This is a genomic window from Blastococcus aurantiacus (assembly GCF_900102425.1).
Classification (GTDB): Bacteria; Actinomycetota; Actinomycetes; order Mycobacteriales; family Geodermatophilaceae; genus Blastococcus; species Blastococcus aurantiacus.
In genome coordinates, this window is sequence record NZ_FNBT01000007.1 from 1 (window position 1) to 25,277 (window position 25,277).

A 25,277-nucleotide genomic window follows, 5' to 3' on the forward strand; every position below is an offset into this window, starting at 1 on the left:
GCCGTCAGGATCGAGGCGGGCGAGGTAGTGCCCGACGACCTGCCGCAGCTCGGTGTGCGGACGGGTCGCGGCGACCCGGGCCAGCGCCGCGTCGATGGCGGCGACGTCCACGTCCTGCGCCTCCGCTGAGGCCAGGTTCTCGGCCGAGGCGACCGGCGCGATCGTCGACACCGCCTCCGCGGTCACCGCACCGGCAGCAGCCGCCGCGGCCAGCGACGGCAGCTGCTCCAGGGCACGGCCGTTGCGCACCAACCTGCTCGCCTCGCCCGGGGACAGCCGGTGGTGCCCGCGCAGCCACGCCGACATCGACGCCTTGCCGTCGTGGTCCGCCGCCCCGGCCAGCTCGCACTGCCGCACCGTGCGCGCGACCTCGGCCGCCAGCCGGTTCGCCGCCGTCAGCAACGGCCCGAGCCGTTCCAGCAGCGCCGGACCGAACAACCCCTCGATCCGCTCACCGGCGAGCGCGTCCAGAGCCTCGGTCAGCTCGTCCACGACACCTCCCAGCGGTTCGATCACGTGTTCGAAGTCTACCGGTTCCGTGGGTCGGTCGCAGCAAGAACCTGCAGGTCAGAAGACCGTCCACAGTTCGCACAACGGTGTTGACCGGTGTCCCGACGCGCCGTTCGAGGGTGTGCGCGGCGCTTGTGCGGTGCTGCTCATGCTCCTCGGGTCCTGCAGTACCTCAGGAGCGCGAGCAACGCCTGACCGGCGAGCGGGTAGGGGTGACGAGGCGGCGCGGGGTGGCGCCGCCCAGCTCACGTCGCGGGAATGACGGAAGAGGTCGCTGCGCTGGTCGGTAGCGTGGCAGGCGTGAAGAAGGTGGCGGTCCTCGACTACGGGTCGGGCAATCTGCGCTCGGCAGAGCGCGCGCTGGCACGGGTGGGCGCCGACGTCACGGTGACCTCCGACGCGCAGACCGCCCTGGACGCCGACGGTCTCGTCGTCCCCGGGGTCGGCGCCTTCGCCGCGTGCATGGAGGGCCTCAAGGCCGTCGACGGCCCCCGGATCATCGGCCGCCGCCTCGCCGGCGGCCGGCCGGTGCTCGGCATCTGCGTCGGCATGCAGATCCTCTTCGACCGCGGCGTCGAGCACGGCCACGACGCAGAGGGCTGCGGCGAGTGGCCGGGCGTCGTGGAGCAGTTGCAGGCCCCCGTCCTGCCGCACATGGGCTGGAACCAGGTCGACGTCGCCCCAGGCAGCGTGCTGTTCGACGGCATCGAGAACGAGCGCTTCTACTTCGTGCACTCCTACGGCGTGCGCGACTTCGTGCTCGGGCAGGGCGGCGGGCCCTCGCCGCTGCCGAAGCCGAAGGTGACCTGGGCCGAGCACGGCGACCGGTTCGTCGCCGGGGTCGAGAACACGGCGCTGTCGGCGACGCAGTTCCACCCCGAGAAGAGCGGTGACGCCGGCGCCCAGCTGCTCACGAACTGGCTCAACACGCTCGACTGATCAGGGCCGGGAGAGCAGCCGGAGCGCCAGGAACCCGGGGCGCTGCGCGAGCTTGTCGTACTCCTCCGGCCAGCGGTCGCGCATGATCTCGGGCGCCCGGGGCTCGACGAGGCGCTGGATCACGAAGCCCGAGTCGGTGGCCGCCGCGCACAGGTCCGACAGCGGTTCGCGCCAGTAGCGCACCTCGTGCCGACCAGTTGGCAGCGCCCAGGTATCGGTCTCCAGCGCGCGGTCGAAGTAGGAGCCGCCCTTGCGGACCCAGTCCGTCGTCGGGTGCTGCGTGGAGACCACGGCCGCGCCGCCCGGCCGCACCACGCGGTGGAACTCGGCGAAGGTGGCGTGCCGGTCCGCGACGTAGTGGATGGCGAGGGCGCACAGCACGACGTCGACGGAGTCCTCCGGATAGGGGAGCGGCGCGTCCAGCCGGGCGACGCGGATCTCGGCGCGGTCCCCGACCCGGGCCCGCGCGAGGTCGACCATCGCGGTGCTCGCGTCGAACCCGACCACCTCGGCGCCCCGGGCCAGCAGCTCCTCCGCGTAGAGCCCGGGGCCGCACCCGGCGTCGAGCACCCGGAGACCGGCGACGTCGCCGAGCAGCTCGAGCACCGCCGGCCGGTCGTAGTGGGCGTTGTAGGCGCCGTCCTCCGCGTGGGCGAGGAACTCGTCGGCCATGCGGTCGTACGGGCGCCACAGCTCGTCAGCCACCGGGCGACCGTAGTCCGACGGGGATGGTGGAGGAGGTCAGCGCTCGCCGGAGGCCAGGGAACGGACGGCCGCCGCGATCCCCAGCCGCGTGGCGGTCCATCCCGCGGGGTCCCGCCGGGGCCGTGGGCGGTGGGCCTCGACGTCGGAGCTCCGCAGGTAGCGGCGTTGGTCCAGCTCGAGCTGGACGGCGTCGACGCGGTCATCGCCGGCCCAGCGCCGGACGATGTGGCCCCCGGTGAAGCGGAGGTTGCGGGCGACGGTGAACCCCTCGCGGAGCAGGGCCTGCTCCACGCGGTCGGTCGCAGCGGCGCCGGCGGTCGACCCGTGGCCGTCACCGAGAACCACGTCGACACCCAGCGGGACACCGAAGCTGTGCAGGTCCAGCAGCAGCACGCGCGGGTGCCGGCGCAACGCGGCGGCGACGGCACGGTCCAGAGCCCGGTGGTACGGAGCGTGCGCCAGCTCGAGCCGCTCCTGCAGTTCCCGGGCGGTGAGGACCCGGTCGTAGAGCGGCACCCCGGCCGGGTCCTGCGCAGGGACGGCGGTGGACCAGAAGTCGCCGTGCAGGGGCTCGACCGGCGCCCGGTTCGGGTCGGCGACGAAGCGGCTCAGCCGGGCGATCACCGTGGGGACGGCGAGCTCCCCGGTCAGGTCGTAGAGCTCGGCGCTGTGCCAGTCGGACCAGAGGTCGGCCGCGGGGACGCGCAACCCCTCGGCGCAGGACCCGGGCAGCCGGGTGCCACCGTGCGGCACCGACAGGACGACCGCGGCAGCCGCGTCCAGGTGGGACGTCGCGACGGCTGGGACGTCGGAGAGGGCGGTCACCAGCGCCCGCGGTGCACGACCTCGTCGACGCCGCGCCGGCCACGGCGCAACGAGGGGGAGCGGCGGTCGCCGTCCCCGGGGTAGCCGATCGACAGGCAGCCGACCGGGCGGTACTCCCCGGGCACGCCGAACGATGCCCGGAGCGCTGCCACCTTGTCCCCGGGGACCCCGAAGAAGCAGGCACCGAGACCCTCGTCGACGGCGGTCAGGAGCATCAGGAGCGACGCCATCCCGGCGTCGACGTCCCAGTACGGCACCGGCCACCGCGACTCGTCCCGGTCGGCCCAGCCCTTGTCCGGCTCGGCGTAGCGGTCCAGATAGGCCTGCTTGTTCGAGAACGGCACGACCAGCAGGGGAGCCCGGCGCATCCGCGTGAGCCAGCCGTCGGGGGCGCCCGCGTCCGTGGTGGCCGACCAGAAGCGATCGCGCTCCTCGGCGGTCTCCAGCACCAGGAAGGCCCAGCCCTGGCTGAAGCCGGCCGACGGCGCCCGGATGGCGTGCGCCAGCAGTCGCTCCCGCACGTCGGCGGGCACCGGCCGATCGGGGTCGTAGTCGCGCACCATGCGACGGCGGCGGACCACCTCTGCGAACTCCACGCGGACAGCCTGCCGCAGTGCTGCGACGCCGCCGCTCCTAGGCTGGGCGCCGTGCCGAAGCTGCAGCTCCTCCCCGCCGTCGACGTCGCCGACGGACAGGCCGTCCGCCTCGTGCAGGGGGAGGCCGGCAGCGAGACCTCCTACGGCGACCCCCTCGAGGCCGCCCTCCAGTGGCAGCGGGACGGCGCCGAGTGGGTGCACCTCGTCGATCTCGACGCCGCCTTCGGCCGCGGCTCCAACCGCGAGCTGCTCGCCCGCGTCGTGGGCGAGCTGGACGTCGACGTCGAGCTCTCCGGCGGCATCCGGGACGACGAGTCGCTGGCCGCCGCGCTGGCCACCGGGTGCCGGAGGGTCAACCTCGGCACCGCCGCGCTGGAGTCCCCCGAGTGGTGCGCCCGCGCCATCGCCGAGCACGGCGACCGGATCGCCGTCGGCCTCGACGTGCGGGGCACGCGCCTGGCCGCCCGCGGCTGGACGCAGGAGGGCGGCGAGCTCTACGAGACGCTCGCCCGCCTGGACGCCGAGGGGTGCGCCCGCTACGTCGTCACCGACATCACCAAGGACGGCACGCTCAAGGGTCCGAACCTGGAGCTGCTGCGCGAGGTGTGCGCCGCGACGCCGCGGCCGGTCGTCGCCTCCGGCGGCGTGAGCTCGCTGGACGACATCCGCGCGCTCGCCGGCCTCAGCACGGTCGGTGTCGAGGGCGCCATCGTCGGCAAGGCCCTGTACGCGGGCGCCTTCACGCTGCCGGAGGCGCTGCGGATCACGGAGGAGCTCGGATGAGCGTCATCCGGATCGGGTCGGGGGCGCCCTGGGAGGCGGTCGTCGGTTACAGCCGGGTCGTCGTCCGCGGTGAGGCCGCATGGGTCAGCGGCACGACGGCCGTCGTCGACGGCGCGGTCGTGCACCCCGGGGACGCCGCCGCGCAGACCCGCCAGTGCCTCGCGACCATCGAGCAGTCCCTGGAACGGGCGGGGTTCACCCTGAACGACGTCGTCCGCACCCGCATGTTCGTCACCGACATCTCCCGCTGGGAGGAGGTCGGCCGGGCCCACGGCGAGGTGTTCGGCGACATCCGGCCGGCGACGACGATGGTGCAGGTGGCCGCGCTCATCGACCCGGCGATGCTGGTGGAGATCGAGGCCGACGCGGTCCGGGGGGTGCCGGCATGAGCCTCTCCGTGCGCGTCATCCCGTGCCTGGACGTCGACCAGGGCCGGGTGGTCAAGGGCGTCAACTTCGTCGACCTGCGCGACGCCGGTGACCCCGTGGAGATGGCCCGGGTCTACGACGCCGAGGGTGCCGACGAGCTGACCTTCCTCGACATCAGCGCCAGCTCCGGTAACCGCGAGACCACCTACGACGTCGTGCGCCGGACCGCGGAGAGCGTCTTCATCCCGCTCACCGTCGGCGGCGGTGTGCGCGCGGTCGAGGACGTCGACAAGCTGCTGCGTGCCGGCGCGGACAAGGTCGGCGTGAACACGGCGGCGGTGGCGCGGCCCGAGCTCATCGCAGAGATCGCCCACCGCTTCGGCAGCCAGGTGCTGGTGCTCTCCGTCGACGCCCGGCGGGTCCGCGACGGCGCGGTCACCGACTCGGGCTTCGAGATCACCACGCACGGCGGACGCCGTGGCACCGGCCGGGACGCCGTCGAGTGGGTCGTCCAGGCGGCCGCGCTGGGCGTTGGGGAGGTGCTGCTCAACTCCATGGACGCCGACGGCACCCAGGCGGGGTTCGACACCGAGCTCATCCGCGCCGTGCGTCGCGAGGTGACCGTCCCGGTGATCGCCAGCGGGGGAGCGGGCCGCGTCGAGGACTTCCCGCCCGCGGTGGAGGCCGGCGCCGACGCCGTCCTCGCCGCCAGCGTCTTCCACTTCGGCAAGCTGCGGGTCGGCGACGTCAAGGCCGAGCTGGACCGCGCCGGCATCCCGGTCCGCTAGGGGTCGGTCGGCCGGGGAGAGGGGTGGGCGCCCCGAGCACTGGAGCCCACCGTGCACCTGCAGCGGATCAGGCTCGTGCGGGAGCAGGCGGCGCGCCGGTGAACCCGCTGGACGTCGTGCCGCCGGATCCGGACACTGAGCCGTGCTCCTGACCCTGTCGACCACCCATCGGCCCGCCACCGACCTCGGCTTCCTCCTGCACAAAAACCCCGATCGACCTCAGGCGGTCGACGTCTCCTCAGGCCGGGTGCACGTGTTCTACCCAGAGGCGAGCGACGAGCGGTGCACGGTCGCGCTGCTGCTCGAGGTCGACCCGATCGCCCTCGTCCGCGGCGCGCGGGGTACGTCGGCGGACGGGTTCAGCCTCGGCCAGCACGTCAACGACCGTCCCTACGCCGCGTCCAGCCTGCTCGCGGTCGCGCTCGGCAAGGTCTTCGCCAGCGCCCGGCGCGGGACCAGCAAGGAACGGCCCGATCTCGTGGGGGTGGCGCTGCCGCTCGAGATCCGTCTGCCCGCCCTGTCCTGCCGCGGCGGCGCCGGCATGGCCGAGCGGTTCTTCGCCCCGTTGGGGTGGACGGTCGAGGCCCGTCCGGTGCCCCTCGACGAGACATTTCCCGAGTGGGGCGACTCCCGCTACATCGAGCTCCGGCTCACCGGGACGCAGCGCCTGGCCGATGCCATCAATCATCTCTACGTCGGGCTCCCTGTGCTCGACGACGCCAAGCACTACTGGGTCAGCAGCGACGAGATCGACAAGCTGTTGCGCGCAGGGGAGGGCTGGCTGGGCACGCATCCTGACCGCGACATGATCACCCGCCGGTACCTGGCGCACCGGGTCTCCTTCGCCCGGCAGGCGATGGCCCGCCTGGCCGAAGTGGACGACCTGGACCCGGACACCCTGGACGACGCCGTGGCGCCGACGGGCGGCGCCGACGAGCGGGAGCAGCCACCGGTGCCGTTGGTCGTGCAGCGCCATGGCGCGGTCGTCGCAGAGCTGCGCGCGTCCGGAGCCACGCGGGTGCTGGACCTGGGCTGCGGGAACGGCGCCCTGGTGCAGACCCTCCTCGAGGAGAGCGCGCTCATCGAGATCGTCGGCGTCGACGTGAGCGCCCGGGCGCTGGAGGTCGCCGCCCGTCGGCTGCACCTGGACCGGATGCCCGAGCGCCAGCGCGCCCGCCTGTCCCTCCTGCAGGGATCGCTCACGTGCGCCGACGGACGGCTGCGCGGCTACGACGCGGCGGTCCTCATGGAGGTGGTCGAGCACCTCGACCCCGATCGGTTGCCTGCCCTCGAGCGCACGGTCTTCGCCGACGCCGCTCCCGGCACCGTCATCGTCACGACGCCGAACGTGGAGCACAACGTGCGCTACCCGGCACTCCTGCCCGGCGGCCTGCGGCACCGGGACCACCGCTTCGAGTGGACAAGGTCCGAGTTCGCCCAGTGGGCGACCGGTGTCGCGGGCCGACACGGGTACGTCGTCCGGATCGACGGGATCGGCACGGATGATCCGGAGTTCGGTCCCCCCACGCAGATGGCCGTGTTCACGCGCCGTGTCGGAAGCGTGAGCGAGGTGGCGGCATGAGCGACGACGACGTCCGACGCACCGACGACGATCACAGCGACGACCACGCCGATCGGCCGCGCCGCGGCCTGGCGATCCCGGAGCTCGCGCTCGTCGTGCTCATCGGCGCCTCGGGCTCGGGGAAGTCCACGTTCGCCCGTCGCCACTTCCTCCCGACGCAGGTGCTCTCCAGCGACTTCTTCCGCGGCCTCGTCGCCGACGACGAGAACGACCAGGCCTCGACACCGGACGCCTTCGACGTCCTCCATTACGCCGCAGCGACCCGGCTGCGTGCCGGGCGGTTGACGGTCGTGGACGCGACCAATGTCCGGCGGGAGGACCGCGCCTCCTTGGTGGCGCTCGCCCGCGAGCACGACGTGCTGCCCGTCGCCATCGTCCTCGATATGCCGGAGGAGGTCTGCCTGGAGCGCAACGCCGCCCGCAGCGATCGGGACCTGCCCGCCGGCGTGGTCCGCCGTCAGCGGTCGGAACTCCGCCGCGGGCTGCGCGGTCTGGGGCGCGAAGGTTTCCGCAAGGTGCTGCTGCTCCGGTCACCGGAGGACGTCGACACCGCCGCGCTCACCTACGAGAAGCAGTACAACGACCGGCGGGAGGACACCGGCCCCTTCGACGTCATCGGGGACGTCCACGGATGCCGTGCCGAGCTGGAGGAGCTGCTCGTGCGTCTCGGCTACGTGCTCACGCACGACGACCGCGGCCGTCCCACCGGCGCGGCCCACCCCGAGGGGCGCCGGGCCGTGTTCGTGGGCGACCTCGTCGACCGCGGTCCGGACTCGCCCGGCGTCCTGCGGCTGGTCATGGGCATGGTCGCCGCCGGGGATGCGCTCTGCGTCCCCGGCAACCACGAGAACAAGCTCGTCAGGGCGCTGCGAGGCCGCAACGTCCAGCTCAGTCACGGCCTGCAGGAGACGCTCGATCAGCTCGCGCACGAGCCCGAGGACTTCCGGCAGGCCGTCGAGGAGTTCTGCTACGGACTGGTCAGCCATTACGTGCTCGACGGCGGAGCGCTCGTCGTGGCCCACGCGGGGCTGCCGGAGAAGCTGCAGGGCCGCTCCAGCGGCCGGGTGCGCTCGTTCGCGCTCTACGGGGACACCACGGGCGAGACGGACGAGTTCGGGCTGCCGGTGCGCTATCCCTGGGCCTCGGACTACCGGGGCCGCGCGATGGTGCTCTACGGCCACACCCCGGTGCCCGAGCCGGAGTGGGTCAACAACACGATGTGCCTGGACACCGGCTGCGTCTTCGGCGGCAGGCTCACCGCGCTCCGCTACCCGGAGCGCCAGCTCGTGGCGGTCGACGCGGCCCGCACGTACTACGAACCCGCGCGACCCTTCCTGGTCGACGGTGCCCTGCCGCCGGGGGAACGCGAGCCGGACGTGCTCGACATCGACGACGTCCTCGGCAAGAGGGTCGTCGAGACGCGGCTGGCCGGGCGGGTGACGGTGCGAGCGGAGAACGCGGCGGCCGCGATCGAGGTGATGAGCAGGTTCGCGCTCGCTCCCGAGCAGCTGCTGCACCTGCCCCCGACCATGAGTCCGGTAGCGACCTCCCGGCAGCCCGGCCTCTTGGAACACCCCGCAGAGGCATTCGCCTACTACCGCGAGGCAGGGGTGGCCCTGGTCGTGTGCGAGGAGAAGCACATGGGCTCGCGCGGGCTCGCGTTGGTGCGCCGGGACGACCTGAACGGCAGCGCCGACCGACCTGTCGAGCGCCGTGGGGCCGTGTACACACGCACCGGCCGTTCCTTCTTCGGCGGGGACCTGACCGCCGCCCTCCTGACCCGCCTCGCCGGGGCGGTGGAAGCAGCCGGCCTCTTCGACGAGCTCGCCAGCGACTGGGTGCTGCTGGACACCGAGGTGCTGCCCTGGTCGGCCAAGGCCGGCGAGCTCATCCGTGCGCAGTACGCCGCAGTGGGAGCGGCAGCCCGAGCGGCTGTTCCCGCGGCGGTCAGGCAGCTGGAGCAGGCCGCGGCTCGGGGGCTGGACGTCGGTGAACTCCTGGACCGGCAGCGGCAGCGGTCCACGGACGCCGGCGCCTTCACTGCCGCCTACCGTCGCTACTGCTGGCCGACGGACGGGCTCGACGGTATCTCCGTGGCACCGTTCCAGGCGCTGGCCGCGGAAGGGACGACCTTCGCCGATCGGGAGCACGCCTGGCACCTCGAGGTGGCCGATCGGCTGGCGGTCGCCGCACCCGGCCTCGTGCGCGGTACAGCCCATCGCTACGTGGATCTCGCCGATCCCGCCAGCGAGTCGGTTGCGACGGACTGGTGGACCGAGCTGACCGCGCTCGGAGGCGAGGGGATGGTCGTGAAGCCCGCGGCGAACCTGACCCGAGGGGTGAAGGGAGTCGTACAGCCTGGCCTCAAGGTCCGCGGTCGGGAGTACCTGCGGATCATCTACGGCCCCGACTACACGCGCCCCGAGAACCTCGACCGGCTCCGTGACCGCAACCTCGGGCGCAAGCGCGGGCTCGCGTTGCGCGAGTACGCGCTCGGGGTGGAGGCGCTGGAGCGGGTCGCGCGTGGTGAGCCGCTGTGGCGGGTCCACGAGTGCGTCTTCGCAGTGCTGGCGCTGGAGTCGGAGCCCGTCGACCCTCGTCTCTGACCCGCGCGGCCGGGCGTCGGTCGTGGCGCCCGCGGAGCGTCGGGGCCGGCTCACCCCCGCCTCGACAGCTCGTGGCCAGGTGTTGGCATGCACGTCGGCCCCTCGTCACCATTGCCCGGCAGCGTGGTTGCGACGACCACGGGGGAGCAGGCATGAGCGACGAGCTGCGGGACCACGACCACGGCCACGACCACGAGCGCGGGGGCGGGGACCACCGCCAGGATGCCCGTGAACACGGACTGAGTCGGCGGGGCATGCTGGGCGCCGGTGCGGCCGGTGCGGCGGCGGCCATGCTCTTCCGGCCGACGGGCGCGCTGGCCGGACCTCTGGGTCCGCCCGGACGCCCGGGCGCGCCGTCGACCAGCCGCGAGTCCCGGCTGGGCCGGCGCACCCGCCTGGTCCACGCCGACCTGCACAACCACAGCCTGCAGTCCGACGGTGCGGGCGACCCCGCTCTGGCCCACGCCTCCATGCGGGACGCCGGACTGGACGTCGCGGCCCTCACCGATCACACGACGATCTCCCGCCCGCTGGGGCCGGTGGACGCCTGCGCCGCCTTCCCGGAGCCGGAGCCGGGGAGCGAGGACGCGTGCCGCTCGCTGGCCGGCATGAGCCAGAAGGCGTGGGAGGACACCCGGCGCTACGCGGACGGCGCCGACCGGCCCGGACGCTTCACCGCCCTGCGCGGGTTCGAGTGGTCCAGCCCGCTGCTGGGGCACATGAACGTGTGGTTCAGCCAGGACTGGACCGACCCGCTCAGCACCGCGGGGTTCAGCCTCTCCAGCCTGCTGCAGCTGGGCCTGACCGAGGCGCAGATCGCGGGCTCGCTGGCGCCTCTCGGGGTCGCGGGGGAGCGGATCCTGGACCTGATCCGCCGCTCGGAACCGGCGGGGATGGCGTTGTTCTACGAGTGGCTCGTCCGCTCGCCGAACGCGTTGCTGGGAGGCGGCGCGGACGGGATCGCCGGCTTCAACCACCCCAACCGCGAGCCCGGGGTGTTCGACGCGTTCGCGTTCGACCCGCGCCTCCGGGAGCGCATCGTCTCCATGGAGATCATGAACCGGCGGGACGACTACCTGTTCGAGGGCTTCGCCGCCGGGTTCCCGTCCCCGCTGGTCGCCTGCCTCGACGCCGGCTGGCGGGTGGGCCTCCTGGGGGTGACCGACGAGCACGGCACGGACTGGGGGGAGCCCGACGGCAAGGGTCGCGCCGGGCTCTACGTCGCCGACCTCACCCGCCGTTCCGTGCGCGCCGCGCTGACCGCGCGCGACTTCTACGCGACCAACGTGCGCGGCCTGCGCCTGGACGCGACGGCGCAGGGCACGCCCATGGGCCGCCCCGTCCCCGACCGGTCGCGGACGGTGACCTTCGAGGTGGACCTCGACCGCGGTCCCGAGCACGCCGGCGACCCAGTCGAGATCCAGGTGCTGACGTCCGGTGAGGAGGTGCCGACCGTCGTCCACGTCGAGTCGGTCCGGACGCCCTCGCCCCGCGAGCGGCGACCGATCCGCTTCCGGGTGCCGATCGACCGCGCGACCGCGCGGTGGGCCGTGCTGCGCATCGCGGACCCGGCCCGCCCCAACGCGTCCCCGGGGCCGGACGGGCACCCGTGCAACAACCTGGCCCTGGCCTACGCCAGCCCCTTCTACTTCGAGGAGGGCAGGCGGCCGGTGCGGCACGAGGTCCCGCGGCAGCGGCCTGGGCAGGGCCGCCCCGACGTCGGCCGGATCCTGCGGCACGGGCACTGACGTCCGACCGTGCCTCCGGTCAGCGGCCCCGCTGCACGGTGTAGATGTGCTCGCCGGCCGCGACCGGGAGCACGAGCCCGGCGCGGTCCACGGTGACGGTCACCGGGCGGCCGTCGCGCAGCACCCGGGTACCGCCGGGGAAGTGCCCGGCCAGCCGCACGGTGCCGTCCCGGTCCGCGCTCGTGGCGATGGTCAACTGCCGCTCCGGGGCGAGCCGGGCACGCGCGAGGTCGATCGATGCGCTCCCGACGTTGGTCAGCCTCAGGTCCAGCCGGTTGGCCACCGGCATGCGCGGCTCGGGACCCCACGAGCGGTTCACCTCGGTGTAGGGCAGCACGCCCCCGACGACCCCGCCGCCGACGCCGGGAGCACTCGGCGCGTCCCCGCGCCCGAAGCCGTGGCTGAAGGCGTCGACCAGCGCCTTGGCCGGCGCCGTGCCACCGGAGCCGGCGCCGGCCGCGAGGGAGGCGGGCCGGACGCCGGACACCCAGTAGGCGTGGTCGTGCACCAGTCCCAGCGCGGCGTCGTCGGCGGCCGGCACGTAGCCGAACGAGACGTGGTGCGGGTTCCGGTCCACCCGTGACTCACCGAGGAACTGCGTCGCCATCGGCACGTCGTAGCTCCGCAGCGCGAGGGTGAAGTGCTCGGCCGCCGGGACCACGGCGAAGCGGTAGCGGTAGCCCAGCTGCTCGAAGCCGCGGATCCCGACCTCCGGGGCGCCGAGGTTCTGCGCCCGCGGGCCGACGATCGGCACGAGTTCGTCCAGGCCGGCCGCCACGTTCAGGTAGGGCAGGTTGCGGGCGTTCTCCAGCCACAGGTTGGACAGCGTCTCGATGCCCCCGGTCGGCGGGGCCGGCGGGACCCAGATGCCGTCCCCGGGCGGGCCGACGGTGGAGAAGGCGCGCCCGAAGAGGTCGGGGTAGAGCGTGCCGAGCCGGTAGGTGGCGTACCCGCCCATGGAGTAGCCGCTGATCGCCGTCCGGTCCGGATCGAGCGAGAAGTGCCGCGCGACGTCGTTCCACATCTCGAAGACGTCGTACTCGGCCTCGTGCTGGTACCAGCCGTCCGGTCCGCGGGACAGCGAGGTGGCGACGACGTTCCCGCGGGCCTCGCCGATCTGCTGGATGCCGGCCGACCCGTTGTACTGCCAGTGCTGCTGGCCGAGCGAGTGCAGGGCGAGGGTGAAGCCGGCCCGCTTTCCGGGCCGGTAGCCCGACGGCACGTAGAGGCTGTAGGGCTGCAGCTGTCCGCGGTACTGCGGGAAGCCGCCGTCCAAGTCGCGCCCCTCGCCCAGCTGCAGCCGGCTCGGGAAGATCCGGATCGTCGTGCCGGTCGTCGGCACGGTCGTGCGGTCGCGCCGGGCGGCGAGCGCCGCGAAGTCGATGTCCCGGGCGTACCGGGTCGGCTCGTCACGGGTGAGCACCGGGGCCTGGGCCGTGTCCGGCGGGGTGTTGGCCCCGGTGACCGGCTCGTCGAGCCGGAACCCGAGGTTGAGGATCCCGTTGGGCGCGAGGTCGACCGGACCGGCGCCGCCCGGTGTGTCGGCGTCGGCCACCGCCTGCGGGCGCAGCCAGCCGCCCGTCGCCCGGTCGAACAGGCCGGTGGCCAGAGTGGCGCGCCAGGTCCGGGTCGGGTTGCTGACGCCGCGCGGGACGGTGACGGTGAGCTGGTTGGCCTCCAGGTCGGTGCGGACGTCGACGTTCGTGGTCCTCCGCACCTCGCCGCCGGGCGCGAACGACGCGTGCTCGGCGCCGGTGCCCCAGACCGTCAGCACCTCGTCGGTGCCGGGGAAGCGGGCGCCGGGGTCGCGGGGGAGGGTCGCCGTGCCGGTCCCGGCGTTCCGGTCGGTGTCGAAGGCGACGGTGAGGATCGTCGAGTCCTCCTGCAGCAGGGTGTTCAGCGTGAACCGGTAGGACACCCGGTCGCGCTCCGGCACGATCCGGAACTCCAGGAGGTCGGCCGCGTTGCCGCCGTACCGCGCCGCGTCGGTGGGATAGGTGATGTCCCCGGCCCGCTCGGACAGCGAGGAGCCGCCCTGCCCGTCGGTGTCGGAGCCGTAGTCGTCGAAGAGGTGGTCCTGGTAGAGGTACTCGCCCCGGACGTAGGCCTCCTGACCGCTCACCAGCAGCGGCTGCGCGCGGAACCGCCGATCGCGGTTCTCCAGCTGCGGCGCCGCCGGGGCAGCCGCGTACAGGACGTCCGGGCCCGGGCGCGCACCGCTGGGGACGGCGGGCAGGGTCGCCGCCGCGCGTGCTGCGGCCTGCCGTGCCGGGTCGCCGTCGGTGGCGACGGCGACCCCGTCACCGGCCGCCGTCGCGGCCAGGGAGAGGAGGACGGTGGCGGTGAGGGCCAGGGGCGCTCTGCTCATGCAGCCTGCAACGACCCACGACGCGCCTGGTGACGATCCGCCCTCACGCCGTTCCCCGTCCGGTTCAGCCGACCGAGACCCGGGCGACGTCGCGGCGGCCTGCGGCCCACAGCAGCAGCTCCAGCGGCTCGCCCTCGACCGTGCGGGCGCCCGCCCCGATGCGGGCCTCGACGCCGGGCCGGTCCGAGCGGCGCAGCACCACGCCGCGCCGTCCGGCACCCCGCCGGGCGTACAGCGTGGCCGGCACCCACAGCCGGTCCTGCACGGTGGCAGGCAGCTCCCGCGGCGCCCACCCCGGCTGCGCGCGGCGCACGTCCTCGTGGTGGATGGCGAACTCGGGCACGTTGAGCTGCTCGAGCCCGGGCCACGCCAGCGGCGACCACCGCGGTGCGCCGGACCGGACCTGCTCGACGAGGTCGGCGTACGAGCGGCGGGTGCGGGCGGCGTCCTCGACGCGGTGCGCCCAGCCGCCCAGGCGCGCCAGCCTCGGGACCATCTCCAGCGCGTAGCCCGGCATGGCGTCGGGCCGCCGGTCGCGGACGACGAGGTGCGCGGCCAGGTGTGCGGTGGTCCACCCCTCGCAGCAGGTGGGGGCGTCCGGCCCCAGCTCGGCGAGCAGGTCGGCCAGCGCGCGGCGTTCGTGGACGGCGAGCGAGCCGGCGGCGGGAGAGGTCACCGGCCCGACGCTACCCATCCCGGACGCACGGAATAATCCGAATACCGTTCGGTTGCCCGGTGAGATCCACGTAACATCGCAGAGCCGGAACTGAACGACCCCGAGGAGACCTGTGCCGCGCCGCCGTCGAGATGCCGTCGTGCGGCGAGGGATCCGGCACGTCGGACGAGCCATCGCGCTGCAGCCCAGGATCTTCGCCGCAGCGTTGACGGGCAGCGCCCTGTTCGCGGTCATGACGGTGGCCAGCGCCTATGTGATCGGCGAGATCACCGACCGCGTCGTCCTGCCCTCCTTCGACGAAGGCAGCGCCTCGACCTCCGCACTGGCTCTCGCCGTGGTCGCGATCCTCGCGGTGGCCCTGCTCCGGATCGTCGGCATCATCGGGCGCCGCCTGCTGTCGGGGATCATGCAGTACCGCCTGCAGGCGCAGATGCGCCGCGAGGTGACCGGGCAGTACCTGCGGCTCCCCCTGTCCTGGCACCAGCAGCACCCCACAGGTCAGCTGCTCTCCAACGCCAACTCCGACGTCGAGGCGGCCTGGTTCTTCGTCGCGCCGCTGGCCTTCGGGCTGGGCGCGGTCGTCATCATCCTGATCACCGGCGGGGCGATGGTCGTGACCGATCCGCTGCTGGCCCTGATCGGCCTCGTCGTCTTCCCCCTGGTGTTCGTGATCAACGCGCTCTACTCGCAGGTGATGAGCCCGCGCCAGCAGCGGGCCCAGCAGCTGCGCGCCGAGGTCAGCGAGATCGCCCACGAGAGCTTCGACGCCGCACTCGTCGTCAAGACCCTGGGCCGCGAGGAGTCCGAGACCGAGCGGTTCGACGCTCGCGCCGGTGAGCTGCGGGACGGGCTCGTCGCCGTCGGCCGGGTCCGTGGACTGTTCGACCCGCTGATCGAGTCGCTGCCCAACCTCGGCACGCTGGCGGTCCTGCTGGTCGGTGCGCACCGGGTCGCCGACGGCGCGATCGACGTGGGCGAGCTGGTGTCCATCGCCTACCTGTTCACGCTCCTGGCCCTGCCCATCCGGGCGATCGGGTGGGTGCTGGCCGAGCTGCCGCGCGCGCTGGCCGGCTACGACCGGATCACTCCGGTCCTCGAGGCGACCGGCGAGACTCCGTACGGGCCGGAGGACGTCGCCACGACGGCCGGCGGTGCGGCACTGGGACTGCAGGGGATCGGCTACACCTTCGCCGGCGTCGAGCGCCCGGCCGTCCGCGACGTCACCTTCGACGTCCCCGCGGGCGGGACCGTCGCGGTGGTCGGGCCCACGGGCTCGGGCAAGTCCACCCTCGCCGGGCTGCTGGTCCGGCTCGTCGACCCCGTCGACGGGACGGTCCTGCTGGACGGGTTGGACATCCGCCGCCTGCGGGAGGGGCAGGTCAGCGACCACGCCGCCTTCGTCGCCCAGCAGGCGTTCCTCTTCGACGACACGGTGCGCGGCAACGTCACCCTCGGTGGCCCGTACACCGACGAGGACGTCTGGGCGGCGCTGCGGGTGGCAGCCGCCGACGACTTCGTGACCGCCCTGCCCGACGGCCTCGACACCCACGTCGGCGAGCGAGGCGCCTCCCTGTCGGGCGGTCAGCGGCAGCGCCTGGCTCTGGCCCGGGCCATCGTCCGCCGGCCGCGGCTGCTCGTGCTCGACGACGCCACCAGCGCGGTCGACCCCGCCGTCGAGGCCCGCATCCTCGACGCGCTGCGGGCCAGCGACGCCCCGGCGACCGTGGTGGTCGTCGCCTACCGCCAGGCGACCATCGCGCTCGCCGACGAGGTCGTCTGGTTCGAGCACGGCCGTGCGGTCGCGCGCGGCAGCCACGGGTACCTGCTCGGCGAGGTGCCGGGCTACGCCGACCTGGTGCGCGCCTACTCCCAGGCCGACGGGGTGCCGGCATGACCGTGACCCTGCCCGACGAGGACCGGCACGAGGGAGGCATCCGGACGCTGCGCCGGGGCCTGCGGATGATGCCCGAGTTCCGGCGCGGGCTCCCGCTGACCGTCCTGCTCGCCGTGCTGGCCACCGCCGGGCGGGTCGTCGTCCCCATCGCCGTCCAGCAGGTCCTCGACCGCGGGATCGGCGCGGAGGGTGGGCCGGACCTGGACTTCGTCACCTGGGTCGTGCTCGGTTGCGCCGTGATCGTCGTGCTGACCGCCGTGGCGGTCTACCGGATGAACCTGCGGCTGTTCCGCACCACCGAGACCGCGCTGGCCGGCCTGCGTGTGCGGGCCTTCCGCCACGTGCACGACCTGTCCGCGGTGCACCAGCAGGGCGACAAGCGCGGCGCGCTCGTGTCGCGGGTGACGAGCGACGTCGACCAGCTGTCGCAGTTCATGCAGTGGGGCGGCGTGCTCGGCCTGATCAGCTTCGGCCAGCTCCTCGTGGCCACGGTGGTGATGTTCGTCTACTCGTGGCAGCTGACGCTGGTCGTCCTGGTCTGCTTCGTGCCGCTGGGGATCGCGGTCCGCTGGTTCGCCGCCAAGCTGGCCGTGGTCTACGGCGTGGTCCGCGAGCGGATCGGCGACCTGCTGGCCGCCGTCTCCGAGTCCGTGGTGGGCGCGTCGACCGTGCGCGCCTACGGCGTGCGGGAGCGCACCGCTGAGCGCATCGACGCGGCGATCGACCGGCACTACCGGGCAGCTGTCGACGCGCAGCGGGTGGCCGTGGGGGTGTTCGTCAGCGGTGAGTTCGCCGCCGCGCTCGCCAATGCCGCGCTGGTCGTCGCCGGCGTCTACCTGGGTCTGGCCGGTGACATCTCGGCGGGAACGCTGGTGGCCTTCCTCTTCCTGGTCACCCTCTTCGTCGCGCCGGTCCAGACGGCCAGCGAGGTGATCAACGAGGCGCAGAACGCGCTGGCCGGGTTCAGGCGGGTCCTGGACATCCTCGACACCGAGCCCGACGTGCGGGACCCGGCAACGGCCGCGCCGGAGAGCACCCTGCACCTGCCCGACGGCGTGCTGGGCGTCCGCTTCGACCAGGTCACCTTCCGGTACGCGCCGGGCGCGCGGGCCGCTCTCGAGGACGTAGACCTCGTCATCGAGCCCCGCCGCCGGGTGGCGATCGTCGGTGAGACCGGCTCCGGCAAGACCACCTTCGCCAAGCTGGTCACCCGCCTCATGGACCCGGTCGAGGGACGGGTGCTGCTGGGGTCGGACGACTCCGGCTGGGTGCCGCTGTCCGGCGTCGCCTTCGGGTCGCTGCGCGCGCGGGTCGTGATGGTGCCCCAGGACGGCTTCCTCTTCGACGCCACGGTCGCGGACAACGTGCGCTACGGCCGGCCCGGGATCAGCGACGCCGACGTCGCCAAGGCCTTCGACGACCTCGGGCTCTCCGACTGGGTCGCGGGCCTGCCCCAAGGCGTCGCCAGCCAGGTCGGGCAACGCGGTGAGTCGCTGTCGGCGGGGGAGCGGCAGCTGGTCGCCGTCGCCCGCGCCTACGTGGCCGACCCCGACCTGCTGGTGCTCGACGAGGCGACCAGCGCGGTCGACCCGGCCACCGAGCAGCGGCTGACCCGGGCGCTGGACACCCTCACCGCCGGGCGGACGACGCTGACCATCGCACACCGCCTGTCCACCGCGGAGCGGGCCGACGAGATCCTCGTGGTCGACGCCGGGCACGTCGTCCAGCGCGGCACCCACGCCGAGCTGGTGGGCGTCGAGGGCACCTACGCCCGCCTGCACCGGTCGTGGCGCCGGTCCTCGGCCGGCGAGCCGGAACCCGTCGCCTGAGCCCGGCCGCCCCTAGGCTGCGCCACGTGCCCCTCCCTGCCCCGGACCGCGCCACGACCTGGGTGCCGCCCGTGGCCGCGATCGCCGCCGCATCGCTGGCTGTGCTCAGCGCGTTCGCGCCGGGCTTCTTCGTCCTGGTCGCCCTCGGCTTCTCCGGCGGCAACCTGTCCGGGCTGGAGTGGATGCTGCTGCTCGTGCCGCTGGCCCTCTCGCTCGGCCTGCTGATCGGAGCGGCGCTGCTCGTGCGCGGCCGTTCGTGGCAGGTGGTGACCGTGGCGGGCGCGGTGCTGGGGCTGCTCGTCATCGGCGGCACCCTCTTCGGGGGCTGGGCCGACGGCGCGCTGGGTTTCGGTCTCTCCGTCGGCTTGTTCCCAGCGGCCGCCGCGCTGCTGGCCTCGCTCCCGACCGTGCGCCAGTGGGTCGCGGCCCGGCGAACTCCGAGCTAGCGCCTCGACCTCCACCGCGCCGGCCGGGCCCCGGTAGCAGGCAGTTCTGGAAGACACGGCCGGGCAATGCGTGGATGACGCAGATGCAGGGCATCGGCTCGGGGACGACGGGCCGTGGTGGGGGACGAGTGCGACCGGGCCTCACCACCCCGGGTCATCGGACTCGCCGAGGCGGCCCACATCACTGCCCCTGCGCACCGGTGTCGTGCACGTGACCAACTCATCCCGCGAGCGTTCGGGGGAGATAGTCCATGGATCACAGCCACGCGACCCCACATGGCAAGCACCGGCGGACCAGGAGTCGCCGTCGGTTCCTGCTCCCCGTCCTCCTACTCGCCGTGCTCGTCGCTTCGGCGGCCTTCGCGATGGTGTCGCGGGATGCGGCGGACGTGACCTCCCCGGACGCGACCTCCGCCGAGGACACGGGCTCCGACGCCGACAGCGGCAGCGGGTCCCCCGCCGGCGCCGCGGGTGACCGGCGGAAGGAGACGCACGAGCACGGTGGCACGACGGAGACGGGCACGCCGACGCCCGCGGCGAGCGGACCTCAGCCCACAGCCGGCACGGCGGTGGCCGTCGGGCAGGCGCCGCACCACGTCGTCATCGCCCCCGACGGCAGGTACGCCTACATCGCCGACCCCGTCGCCCGCGCCGTCATCCGGTTCGACACGGCTGCGGGCAAGCCCACGACCACCATCCCGGTCCCGCAGGGGCAGCCGCAGATGGTGACGCTCGCGCCCGACGGATCGCGGGTCTACGTCTCGGTCTACACGAGCGGGAGCACCGGTTACGGCACCACCTTCACGGAGAACCACGTCGTGGCCCTCGACACGCGGACCGACAGCGTGCTCTGGGCCGTGCCGGCCGGAAAGGGGCCCTACGCCGCGTCGACGACGGTCGACGGGGGTCTCCTGTACCTGCCCTTCTACGACGAGGACCACCTCGACGTGCTCGACACCGCCACCGGCCAACTGGTCACCCGCATCACGACCGCGCCCAGCCCGCACTGGATCACGATGTCCCGGGACGGCTTGGTCGGCTACGTCACCAATCACTTCTCCGACGTGGTGACCGTCATCGACCTCCGCAGCAACTCGGTGCGGTCCACGATCCGGGTGGGCCAGGGTCCGCACAGCGTCGCCCTGTCACCCGACGGCTCCCGCGTCGCGGTCGTCAACTACATCAGCGACGACGTGTCGGTCATCGATACGGCGACCAACCAGGTGGTCCGCACCGTGCCGGGGGTGGGAGCCGGGCCGCAGGACGTCACCTATGCCCCTGACGGCCGGCATTTCTACACCGCGAACGTGGAGGACGGAACGGTGTCCGTCGTGGATGCCGCCACCGGGACGGTGACCGCCCGGATTCCCACCGGTGTCAGCCCGACGAGCGTGGCTCTGCTGCCCGATGGACGGCAGGCGCTCGTCACGAACTTCGATGACGGCACGGTGCGACTGATCGACACCTCCGTCGCCGGTTGACCGCCGGGTCGAGGCCCGTACGGTCCGGCTCGTGTCGACGTTCACCACTGCTCGGCTGCGGGCGCGGCCGGTCACGGTGGACGACGTGCCGCTGTTCGAACGGCTCTGGGCCGACGAGCGGGTCGGCCGGACCCTGGGTGGTGTGCGTGATCGCGCCCAGGTGCAGCAGGCCCTGGTCGAGGCGGAGTCGCACTGGCGCAGGTGGGGCTTCGGCCGATGGCTGTTGTACGACGACCATGGCCCTGTCGGCACGGTGAAGCTGGCGCACTGCGAGATCGACGGGCGGACGGAGGTCGAGCTGGGCTATGCCGTGCTCCCGGAGTGCTGGGGGGTCGGATATGCGACCGAGGGGTCGGCGGGCGCTCTGGAGCACGCCCGGGACGTCATCGGCCTGGGCGAGGTCGTGGCCTTCGCCCTCGTGACGAACGCGGCGTCGCTCGCGGTCATGCGACGGCTCGGCTTCCGGCACGAGCGCTACCTGGCGCGCCCGGCCGGTCTGCACGAGCTGCGCCGCCTCGTGCTGGCTCCTGCCTAGCCGGTCGGCCTCACCCGACGTGCCAGTAGCGGCGGACCAGCTCCTCGCGGGCGTCGTCGTCGGCGGCGAGGTCACCGACCGGCGTGGCGTCGTCGGCGTCCCGCAGACCCGCGATCACGACGTCGACCAGTTCGGTGGGGAACACGCCGTCGGCCTCGAACAGCGCCCGCTCGGCCTCCAGGGCGTCGGCGGACTCCCCGCACGACGTCGGCAGCTGCTCGAAGTCGTCGTGGTCGGCGGCGCTGAGCCGCTCGGCCAGCTCGAGGCTCCCGTCGTCGGTGAGCCCGCGCTTCGCGGCCACGGCCATGCCGGCCAGGAGCAGGTGGACGTCGGCCGAGCCGTCGCCGAGCCGGAGCTCGACGGTCTGCGGGTGCGTGGCCGGCTCGGGGACGGGCTCGGTGCTCCCGGGGTTGGCGTGCGCGACCATGCCGGGCAGCACGTCCCCGCCCCACGCCAGCGGCACGCGGACCAGCCCGGTGCGGTCCTTCTCGCCCCAGCAGATGCCCTCGGGTGACTCGTCGCCGTCGGTGAACCGCAGGTAGGACGTCGGCACCGTGTTGCCGAACGCGGTCAGCGCGCGTGCCGCCGACAGGTAGCCGGCGACCAGCCGGCGCCCGGTGTCGTTGATCCCGTCCTTCTCCACCATGGTGCTCGCGCCGTTGCGGACCAGCCGGCTGTGGACGTGCAGGCCGTTGCCGGCGCCCTCGCTGCTCACCGAGGGCGCGAACGTGGCTTCCAGGCCGTGCGCGGCGGCCACCTCGCGCACCACCCACTTCGCCAGGACGAGGTTGTCCGCCGCCCGCTCCACGGGCACCGGCTGGAGCTCGATCTCGTGCTGCACCAGCTGCCGTTCGTCCTCGAGGATGTTGCCGACCTCGCCGTGGGCGTACTTCAGCGGCACGCCCATGGCGGTGAGGTGGCCCAGCACCTGCTCGCGGATCCGCTCGCCCTTCGAGAAGGGGCCGGACTCCTGGTAGCCGCGCTCCTCCTCGACGGGGTAGATGGGGTCCGGCGTGTCGACGAGGTAGTACTCGAGCTCGCCGAAGGCCTCCAGCGTCATGCCCGTTCCCGCCTGCAGCGCCTCGGCGGCCCTGCGGACGACCTGCTCACGGGCGTAGGGGAGCGGCGCGCCGTCCTCGTCGTAGAACGAGCAGAGGACGTCGAGGGATGGCCGCTCGCCGAACGGGTTGACGAAGGCGGTGCGGTGGCGCGGGACCACGTACACGTCGCTGGCGTTCGCGTCGGTGCCCGCGAAGACGCTGGACCCGTCCACCCGCTCGCCCCGGGTCAGCACCTCGGTGAGGTGGTCGCGCGAGTTGATGGGAAAGGCCAGGGTCTTCAACCGCCCGTCGCCGCCGACGTAGCGCAGGTTCACCTGCCGCAGCTCCAGCTGCTCCGCCGCACGCACGAGGTCGCCCGCGGTGAAGTCGGCCGCCGACTTCCCGAGCGTCCGGACGATCGGGTGGGGCTCGAACGTGTCGATGGGCATACCCGGTTCCACGAGTGCCGGGCAGACCAGGTTCCGCCGACGGCGTGGGGCGATGGCTACGGAAGAGCCGGCCGCCGCAGGCCAGGGGCCGGGACGCGCTGACGCCCAGGGTGGTCCAGGCGGAGCACGCCGCTCAGCTGCGGTCCTCCGGCCGCCCGGCGAACCGCCGGGCGCGGGCCACCTCGAGTTCGCTCAGGCCCGCGTGACCGGTGTCCTCGTGCTGTTCGGACTGGTCGTCGATCCAGCGGGTGTGCGCCTCCCACGCAGCCTGCTTGGTCGTGCCCAAGGCCTGTCCGATGGCAGACCAGGACGCCCCTGCCCGACGTGCGGCGCGCACGGTGAGCTGGCGACCGTAGGCGGCCTTGCGGAAGATGACTTCGCTGAGAGCCAGCAGCTCCAATGCCTGCCCCTGGCTCAGGGCCCCGCTGGGAGCGGCCAAGGCTTCGTCAACCTCCAGTGGGGCCTCGGCCAGGGAGTCGAGGGCGCGCAACTGCTCATAGCGCGCCACTGCCGTCCGCAGCGTGACCTGGGTGTCCAGTTCGTCGGGACTGACCATGGAGCCCACGTTCCTCGTCAAGCTGCCTTGACGTCAAGCATCCAGCCCGGCGGCACCCTGCTGGGTGGGTCGGGCGCGGTCCGGCGGCACGGGAGCGCCGCGGGCGGCTAGCGTCGCGACCGTGCAGAACATCACCGAGGCAGACGTCGTCGTCGTGGGCGCCGGGCTCGCCGGGCTCGTAGCCACCGCCGAGCTCGCCGACGCCGGCAAGCGGGTCGTCCTGGTCGACCAGGAGCCCGAGGCGAGCCTCGGCGGACAGGCCTTCTGGTCCTTCGGCGGGCTCTTCCTCGTCGACTCGCCCGAGCAGCGCCGGCTGCGGGTGCACGACTCCCTCGAGCTGGCCCGCCAGGACTGGTTCGGCACGGCTGCCTTCGACCGCACCGAGGACCACTGGCCGCGCCAGTGGGCCGAGGCCTACCTCCAGTTCGCCGCCGGCGAGAAGCGCTCCTGGCTCAAGGAGCAGGGCATCGGCCTGTTCCCCGTCGTCGGCTGGGCCGAGCGGGGCGGCTACACCGCCACCGGCCACGGCAACTCGGTGCCGCGCTTCCACATCGTCTGGGGCACCGGCCCCGGCATCGTCGAGCCGTTCGCCCGCCGGGTCCGCGCCGGCGTCGAGGCGGGGACGGTCGAGCTGCGTTTCCGGCACCGCGTCGCCGGGCTCGTCGTCACCGACGGTGCCGTGACCGGTGTCCGCGGGGCCGTCCTCGAGCCCAGCGACGTCGCGCGCGGGGAGGTCAGCTCGCGCACCGAGGTCGGGGACTTCGAGATCAGCGCGCAGGCCGTCGTCGTGACCTCCGGCGGCATCGGCGGGAACCACGACATGGTGCGGCGCAACTGGCCGGCCCGGCTGGGTCCCGCGCCGAAGCGGCTGCTCTCCGGCGTGCCCGCCCACGTGGACGGGCACATGCTCGAGGCCACGGCCGACGCCGGCGCCAGCGTGGTCAACAACGACCGGATGTGGCACTACACCGAGGGCATCGCCAACCACTCGCCGGTGTGGCACGAGCACGGCATCCGGATCCTGCCCGGGCCCTCGTCGATGTGGTTCGACGCGCTCGGCCGCCGGCTGCCGGTGCCGTTGTTCCCGGGCTTCGACACCCTCGGCACGCTGGCGCACATCGGCACGACCGGCCACGAGCACACCTGGTTCGTGACCACCAAGAAGATCGTGGAGAAGGAGTTCGCCCTCTCCGGCTCCGAGCAGAACCCCGATCTCACCGGAAAGGACGTGCGGCTGCTGGTGAACCGGGCGCGCGCGGGGATCGCCGCGCCGGTCCAGAAGTTCCTGGACGAGGGCGAGGACTTCGTCGTCGCCGGGACGCTGCCCGAGCTGGTCGCCGGCATGAACCGGATCACCGGGGGGACGCCGGAGCTCGACCTGGCCGACCTCGAGCGGGAGATCGTCGCCCGCGACCGCGAGATCGCCCACCCGTTCACCAAGGACCTGCAGATCACCGCGATCCGGGGCGCCCGCAGCTACCTCGGCGACAAGCTCATCCGGGTGGCGCAGCCGCACCGCATCCTCGACCCCGAGGCGGGCCCGCTCATCGCCGTCCGGCTGAACATCATCACGCGCAAGACCCTCGGCGGACTGGAGACCGACCTCTCCGGGCGGGTGCTGCGCCCCGGCGGCGAGGTCTTCCCCGGTCTGTACGCCGCGGGCGAGGTCGCCGGCTTCGGTGGCGGCGGCATGCACGGCTACCGATCCCTGGAGGGCACCTTCCTCGGGGGCTGCCTGTTCTCCGGCCGGACAGCTGGCCGGGCCGTGGCGGCGGCGCTGTGAGCAGTCCCTGGTCCGACCCCACCACGCCGGCGGAGCCGTACCCCGGCCCACCGCAGACCGCTCCGCACCAGCCCTCCTACGGGCAGCCTCCTCCCTACGGCCAGCAGCCGGGGTACGGCCAGCCCCCGCACGGGCAGCAGCCCCCGTACGGGCAGCAGCCGCCGTACGGCCAGCAGCCCTACGGCGCACCGCAGCCGTGGGGTCAGCCGCAGTGGGGTCAGCCGCAGTGGGGGCCCGGTCCCTACGGCCCGCCGTGGGGCCGCCCACCGGTCCAGCGGACCCCCGCCCAAGTCATCACCGCGGCGGTCCTGGGGTTCGTGCAGGCCCTCGTCGTGCTCATCGCCTCGCTCTACGTGTGGTTCTTCGCCTCGATCGCCGACATCGCCTCCAGCGGCCGGCCGGACGTCTACACCTCCGAGACCGCGAGACAGCTGGCGACCGAGGGCACGGTCCTGGCCGTCGTCCAGCTGTTCTCGGTCGCACTGCTGGTCACCGCCGGGATCCTCGCCCTGAACCGCCGGACGCCGCTGGCCTACCGGCTGCTCGCCGGGGCGCACGTCGTCCAGGTGGTGCTCGCGCTGTACTGGGCGGGCCGGCTGCTCGACGTCCTCGGCGACGTGCCCGGGGCCGAGGGCGAGGGCTCGCTCGCCGCCTTCTCGCTCTTCTTCGTAGTCGGCCCGGTGGTCTCCCTCGGCCTGCTGCTCAGCGGGGCGGCGCGGCGCTGGTTCACCGCCACCCCACCGGCCTGACCCGGGGGCACGGCAGACTGG

General features: G+C 73.5%; 22 protein-coding genes. 14 read left to right on the forward strand and 8 right to left on the reverse strand.

The features are described 5' to 3' along the window. Positions 1-516 (reverse strand): DUF222 domain-containing protein (locus BLS70_RS14465; RefSeq protein WP_143030424.1); only part of this gene is annotated, 516 nt, incomplete at its 3' end. Positions 517-810: 294 nt separating this feature from the next. Here BLS70_RS14465 and hisH point away from each other — a divergent pair. Further along, entirely contained in the window at positions 811-1,449 is a 639-nt protein-coding gene (gene hisH, locus BLS70_RS14470; protein WP_218122435.1) for an imidazole glycerol phosphate synthase subunit HisH, read from the forward strand. On the opposite strand, the gene BLS70_RS14475 is transcribed toward hisH, so the two are convergent. The 3 genes from BLS70_RS14475 to BLS70_RS14485 are packed head-to-tail and all read right to left on the reverse strand — an operon-like array spanning position 1,450 to position 3,575. Further along, entirely contained in the window at positions 1,450-2,154 is a 705-nt protein-coding gene (locus BLS70_RS14475; RefSeq protein WP_218122436.1) for a class I SAM-dependent methyltransferase, read from the reverse strand. 36 nt (positions 2,155-2,190) lie between these two features. After that, positions 2,191-2,979: an N-formylglutamate amidohydrolase gene (locus tag BLS70_RS14480; protein ID WP_176946433.1), complete on the reverse strand. Its 789-nt coding sequence runs from the start codon at positions 2,977-2,979 to the stop codon at positions 2,191-2,193. After that, complete coding sequence (locus BLS70_RS14485; RefSeq protein ID WP_091769410.1) at positions 2,976-3,575, reverse strand: nitroreductase family protein; 600 nt, start codon at positions 3,573-3,575, stop codon at positions 2,976-2,978. Before BLS70_RS14485 ends, BLS70_RS14480 begins: the two co-directional genes overlap by 4 nt. 51 nt (positions 3,576-3,626) lie before the next feature. On the opposite strand from BLS70_RS14485, the gene priA reads away from it, so the two are divergent. The 6 genes from priA (at position 3,627) to BLS70_RS14520 (ending at position 11,450) form a co-directional block, all read left to right on the forward strand. Continuing rightward, on the forward strand, positions 3,627-4,358 hold the full coding sequence (gene priA, locus BLS70_RS14490; RefSeq protein ID WP_091769413.1) for a bifunctional 1-(5-phosphoribosyl)-5-((5-phosphoribosylamino)methylideneamino)imidazole-4-carboxamide isomerase/phosphoribosylanthranilate isomerase PriA: 732 nt from the start codon (positions 3,627-3,629) through the stop codon (positions 4,356-4,358). After that, positions 4,355-4,747, forward strand: coding sequence for a RidA family protein (locus tag BLS70_RS14495; protein ID WP_091769416.1), 393 nt, complete (start codon positions 4,355-4,357; stop codon positions 4,745-4,747). Before priA ends, BLS70_RS14495 begins: the two co-directional genes overlap by 4 nt. Next, positions 4,744-5,514, forward strand: coding sequence for an imidazole glycerol phosphate synthase subunit HisF (gene hisF / locus BLS70_RS14500; protein ID WP_091769419.1), 771 nt, complete (start codon positions 4,744-4,746; stop codon positions 5,512-5,514). The genes BLS70_RS14495 and hisF overlap by 4 nt, the downstream gene beginning before the upstream one ends. A gap of 142 nt (positions 5,515-5,656) precedes the next feature. After that, positions 5,657-7,096: a 3' terminal RNA ribose 2'-O-methyltransferase Hen1 gene (locus BLS70_RS14505; RefSeq protein WP_091769422.1), complete on the forward strand. Its 1,440-nt coding sequence runs from the start codon at positions 5,657-5,659 to the stop codon at positions 7,094-7,096. After that, positions 7,093-9,702, forward strand: coding sequence for a polynucleotide kinase-phosphatase (locus BLS70_RS14510; RefSeq protein ID WP_091769424.1), 2,610 nt, complete (start codon positions 7,093-7,095; stop codon positions 9,700-9,702). The genes BLS70_RS14505 and BLS70_RS14510 overlap by 4 nt, the downstream gene beginning before the upstream one ends. A 152-nt stretch (positions 9,703-9,854) precedes the next feature. After that, on the forward strand, positions 9,855-11,450 hold the full coding sequence (locus tag BLS70_RS14520) for a DUF3604 domain-containing protein (RefSeq protein ID WP_143030425.1): 1,596 nt from the start codon (positions 9,855-9,857) through the stop codon (positions 11,448-11,450). Between the two features lie 19 nt (positions 11,451-11,469). Here BLS70_RS14520 and BLS70_RS14525 read toward each other — a convergent pair whose 3' ends face one another. Both BLS70_RS14525 and BLS70_RS14530 read right to left on the reverse strand, forming a co-directional pair. Beyond that, on the reverse strand, positions 11,470-13,818 hold the full coding sequence (locus BLS70_RS14525; RefSeq protein WP_091769432.1) for an alpha/beta hydrolase-fold protein: 2,349 nt from the start codon (positions 13,816-13,818) through the stop codon (positions 11,470-11,472). A gap of 64 nt (positions 13,819-13,882) precedes the next feature. Then, on the reverse strand, positions 13,883-14,494 hold the full coding sequence (locus BLS70_RS14530; protein ID WP_255362483.1) for a TIGR03085 family metal-binding protein: 612 nt from the start codon (positions 14,492-14,494) through the stop codon (positions 13,883-13,885). Positions 14,495-14,633: 139 nt separating this feature from the next. On the opposite strand from BLS70_RS14530, the gene BLS70_RS14535 reads away from it, so the two are divergent. The 5 genes from BLS70_RS14535 (at position 14,634) to BLS70_RS14555 (ending at position 20,679) form a co-directional block, all read left to right on the forward strand. Next, positions 14,634-16,388, forward strand: a complete 1,755-nt coding sequence (locus BLS70_RS14535; protein ID WP_255362484.1) for an ABC transporter ATP-binding protein — start codon at positions 14,634-14,636, stop codon at positions 16,386-16,388. Further along, positions 16,385-18,217 (forward strand): ABC transporter ATP-binding protein, encoded by a 1,833-nt coding sequence (locus BLS70_RS14540; protein ID WP_091769438.1) that lies wholly within the window; start codon positions 16,385-16,387, stop codon positions 18,215-18,217. The genes BLS70_RS14535 and BLS70_RS14540 overlap by 4 nt, the downstream gene beginning before the upstream one ends. Before the next feature lie 26 nt (positions 18,218-18,243). After that, the gene (locus tag BLS70_RS14545) at positions 18,244-18,663 is read left to right on the forward strand and encodes a hypothetical protein (protein WP_143030426.1); all 420 of its coding nucleotides are present in this window, start codon (positions 18,244-18,246) and stop codon (positions 18,661-18,663) included. Between the two features lie 389 nt (positions 18,664-19,052). Next, positions 19,053-20,144, forward strand: a complete 1,092-nt coding sequence (locus BLS70_RS14550; RefSeq protein WP_176946435.1) for a YncE family protein — start codon at positions 19,053-19,055, stop codon at positions 20,142-20,144. Between the two features lie 31 nt (positions 20,145-20,175). After that, positions 20,176-20,679 carry a GNAT family N-acetyltransferase gene (locus BLS70_RS14555; RefSeq protein ID WP_091769447.1) on the forward strand — a complete coding sequence of 168 codons (504 nt, stop codon included), beginning with the start codon at positions 20,176-20,178 and terminating at the stop codon, positions 20,677-20,679. A gap of 10 nt (positions 20,680-20,689) precedes the next feature. On the opposite strand, the gene BLS70_RS14560 is transcribed toward BLS70_RS14555, so the two are convergent. Further along, a complete protein-coding gene (locus tag BLS70_RS14560; RefSeq protein WP_091769450.1) occupies positions 20,690-22,168 on the reverse strand; it encodes a glutamine synthetase beta-grasp domain-containing protein in 1,479 nt (492 codons plus the stop codon). A 133-nt stretch (positions 22,169-22,301) separates the two neighbouring features. Then, positions 22,302-22,724, reverse strand: coding sequence for a hypothetical protein (locus tag BLS70_RS14565; protein WP_091769866.1), 423 nt, complete (start codon positions 22,722-22,724; stop codon positions 22,302-22,304). A 121-nt stretch (positions 22,725-22,845) separates the two neighbouring features. Here BLS70_RS14565 and BLS70_RS14570 point away from each other — a divergent pair, with 121 nt between their 5' ends. Together BLS70_RS14570 and BLS70_RS14575 are read left to right on the forward strand one after the other, a co-directional pair. Beyond that, positions 22,846-24,507, forward strand: coding sequence for an FAD-binding dehydrogenase (locus BLS70_RS14570; RefSeq protein WP_255362485.1), 1,662 nt, complete (start codon positions 22,846-22,848; stop codon positions 24,505-24,507). Continuing rightward, positions 24,504-25,256 carry a DUF3824 domain-containing protein gene (locus BLS70_RS14575; RefSeq protein WP_091769453.1) on the forward strand — a complete coding sequence of 251 codons (753 nt, stop codon included), beginning with the start codon at positions 24,504-24,506 and terminating at the stop codon, positions 25,254-25,256. The genes BLS70_RS14570 and BLS70_RS14575 overlap by 4 nt, the downstream gene beginning before the upstream one ends. Positions 25,257-25,277 lie beyond the last annotated feature (21 nt).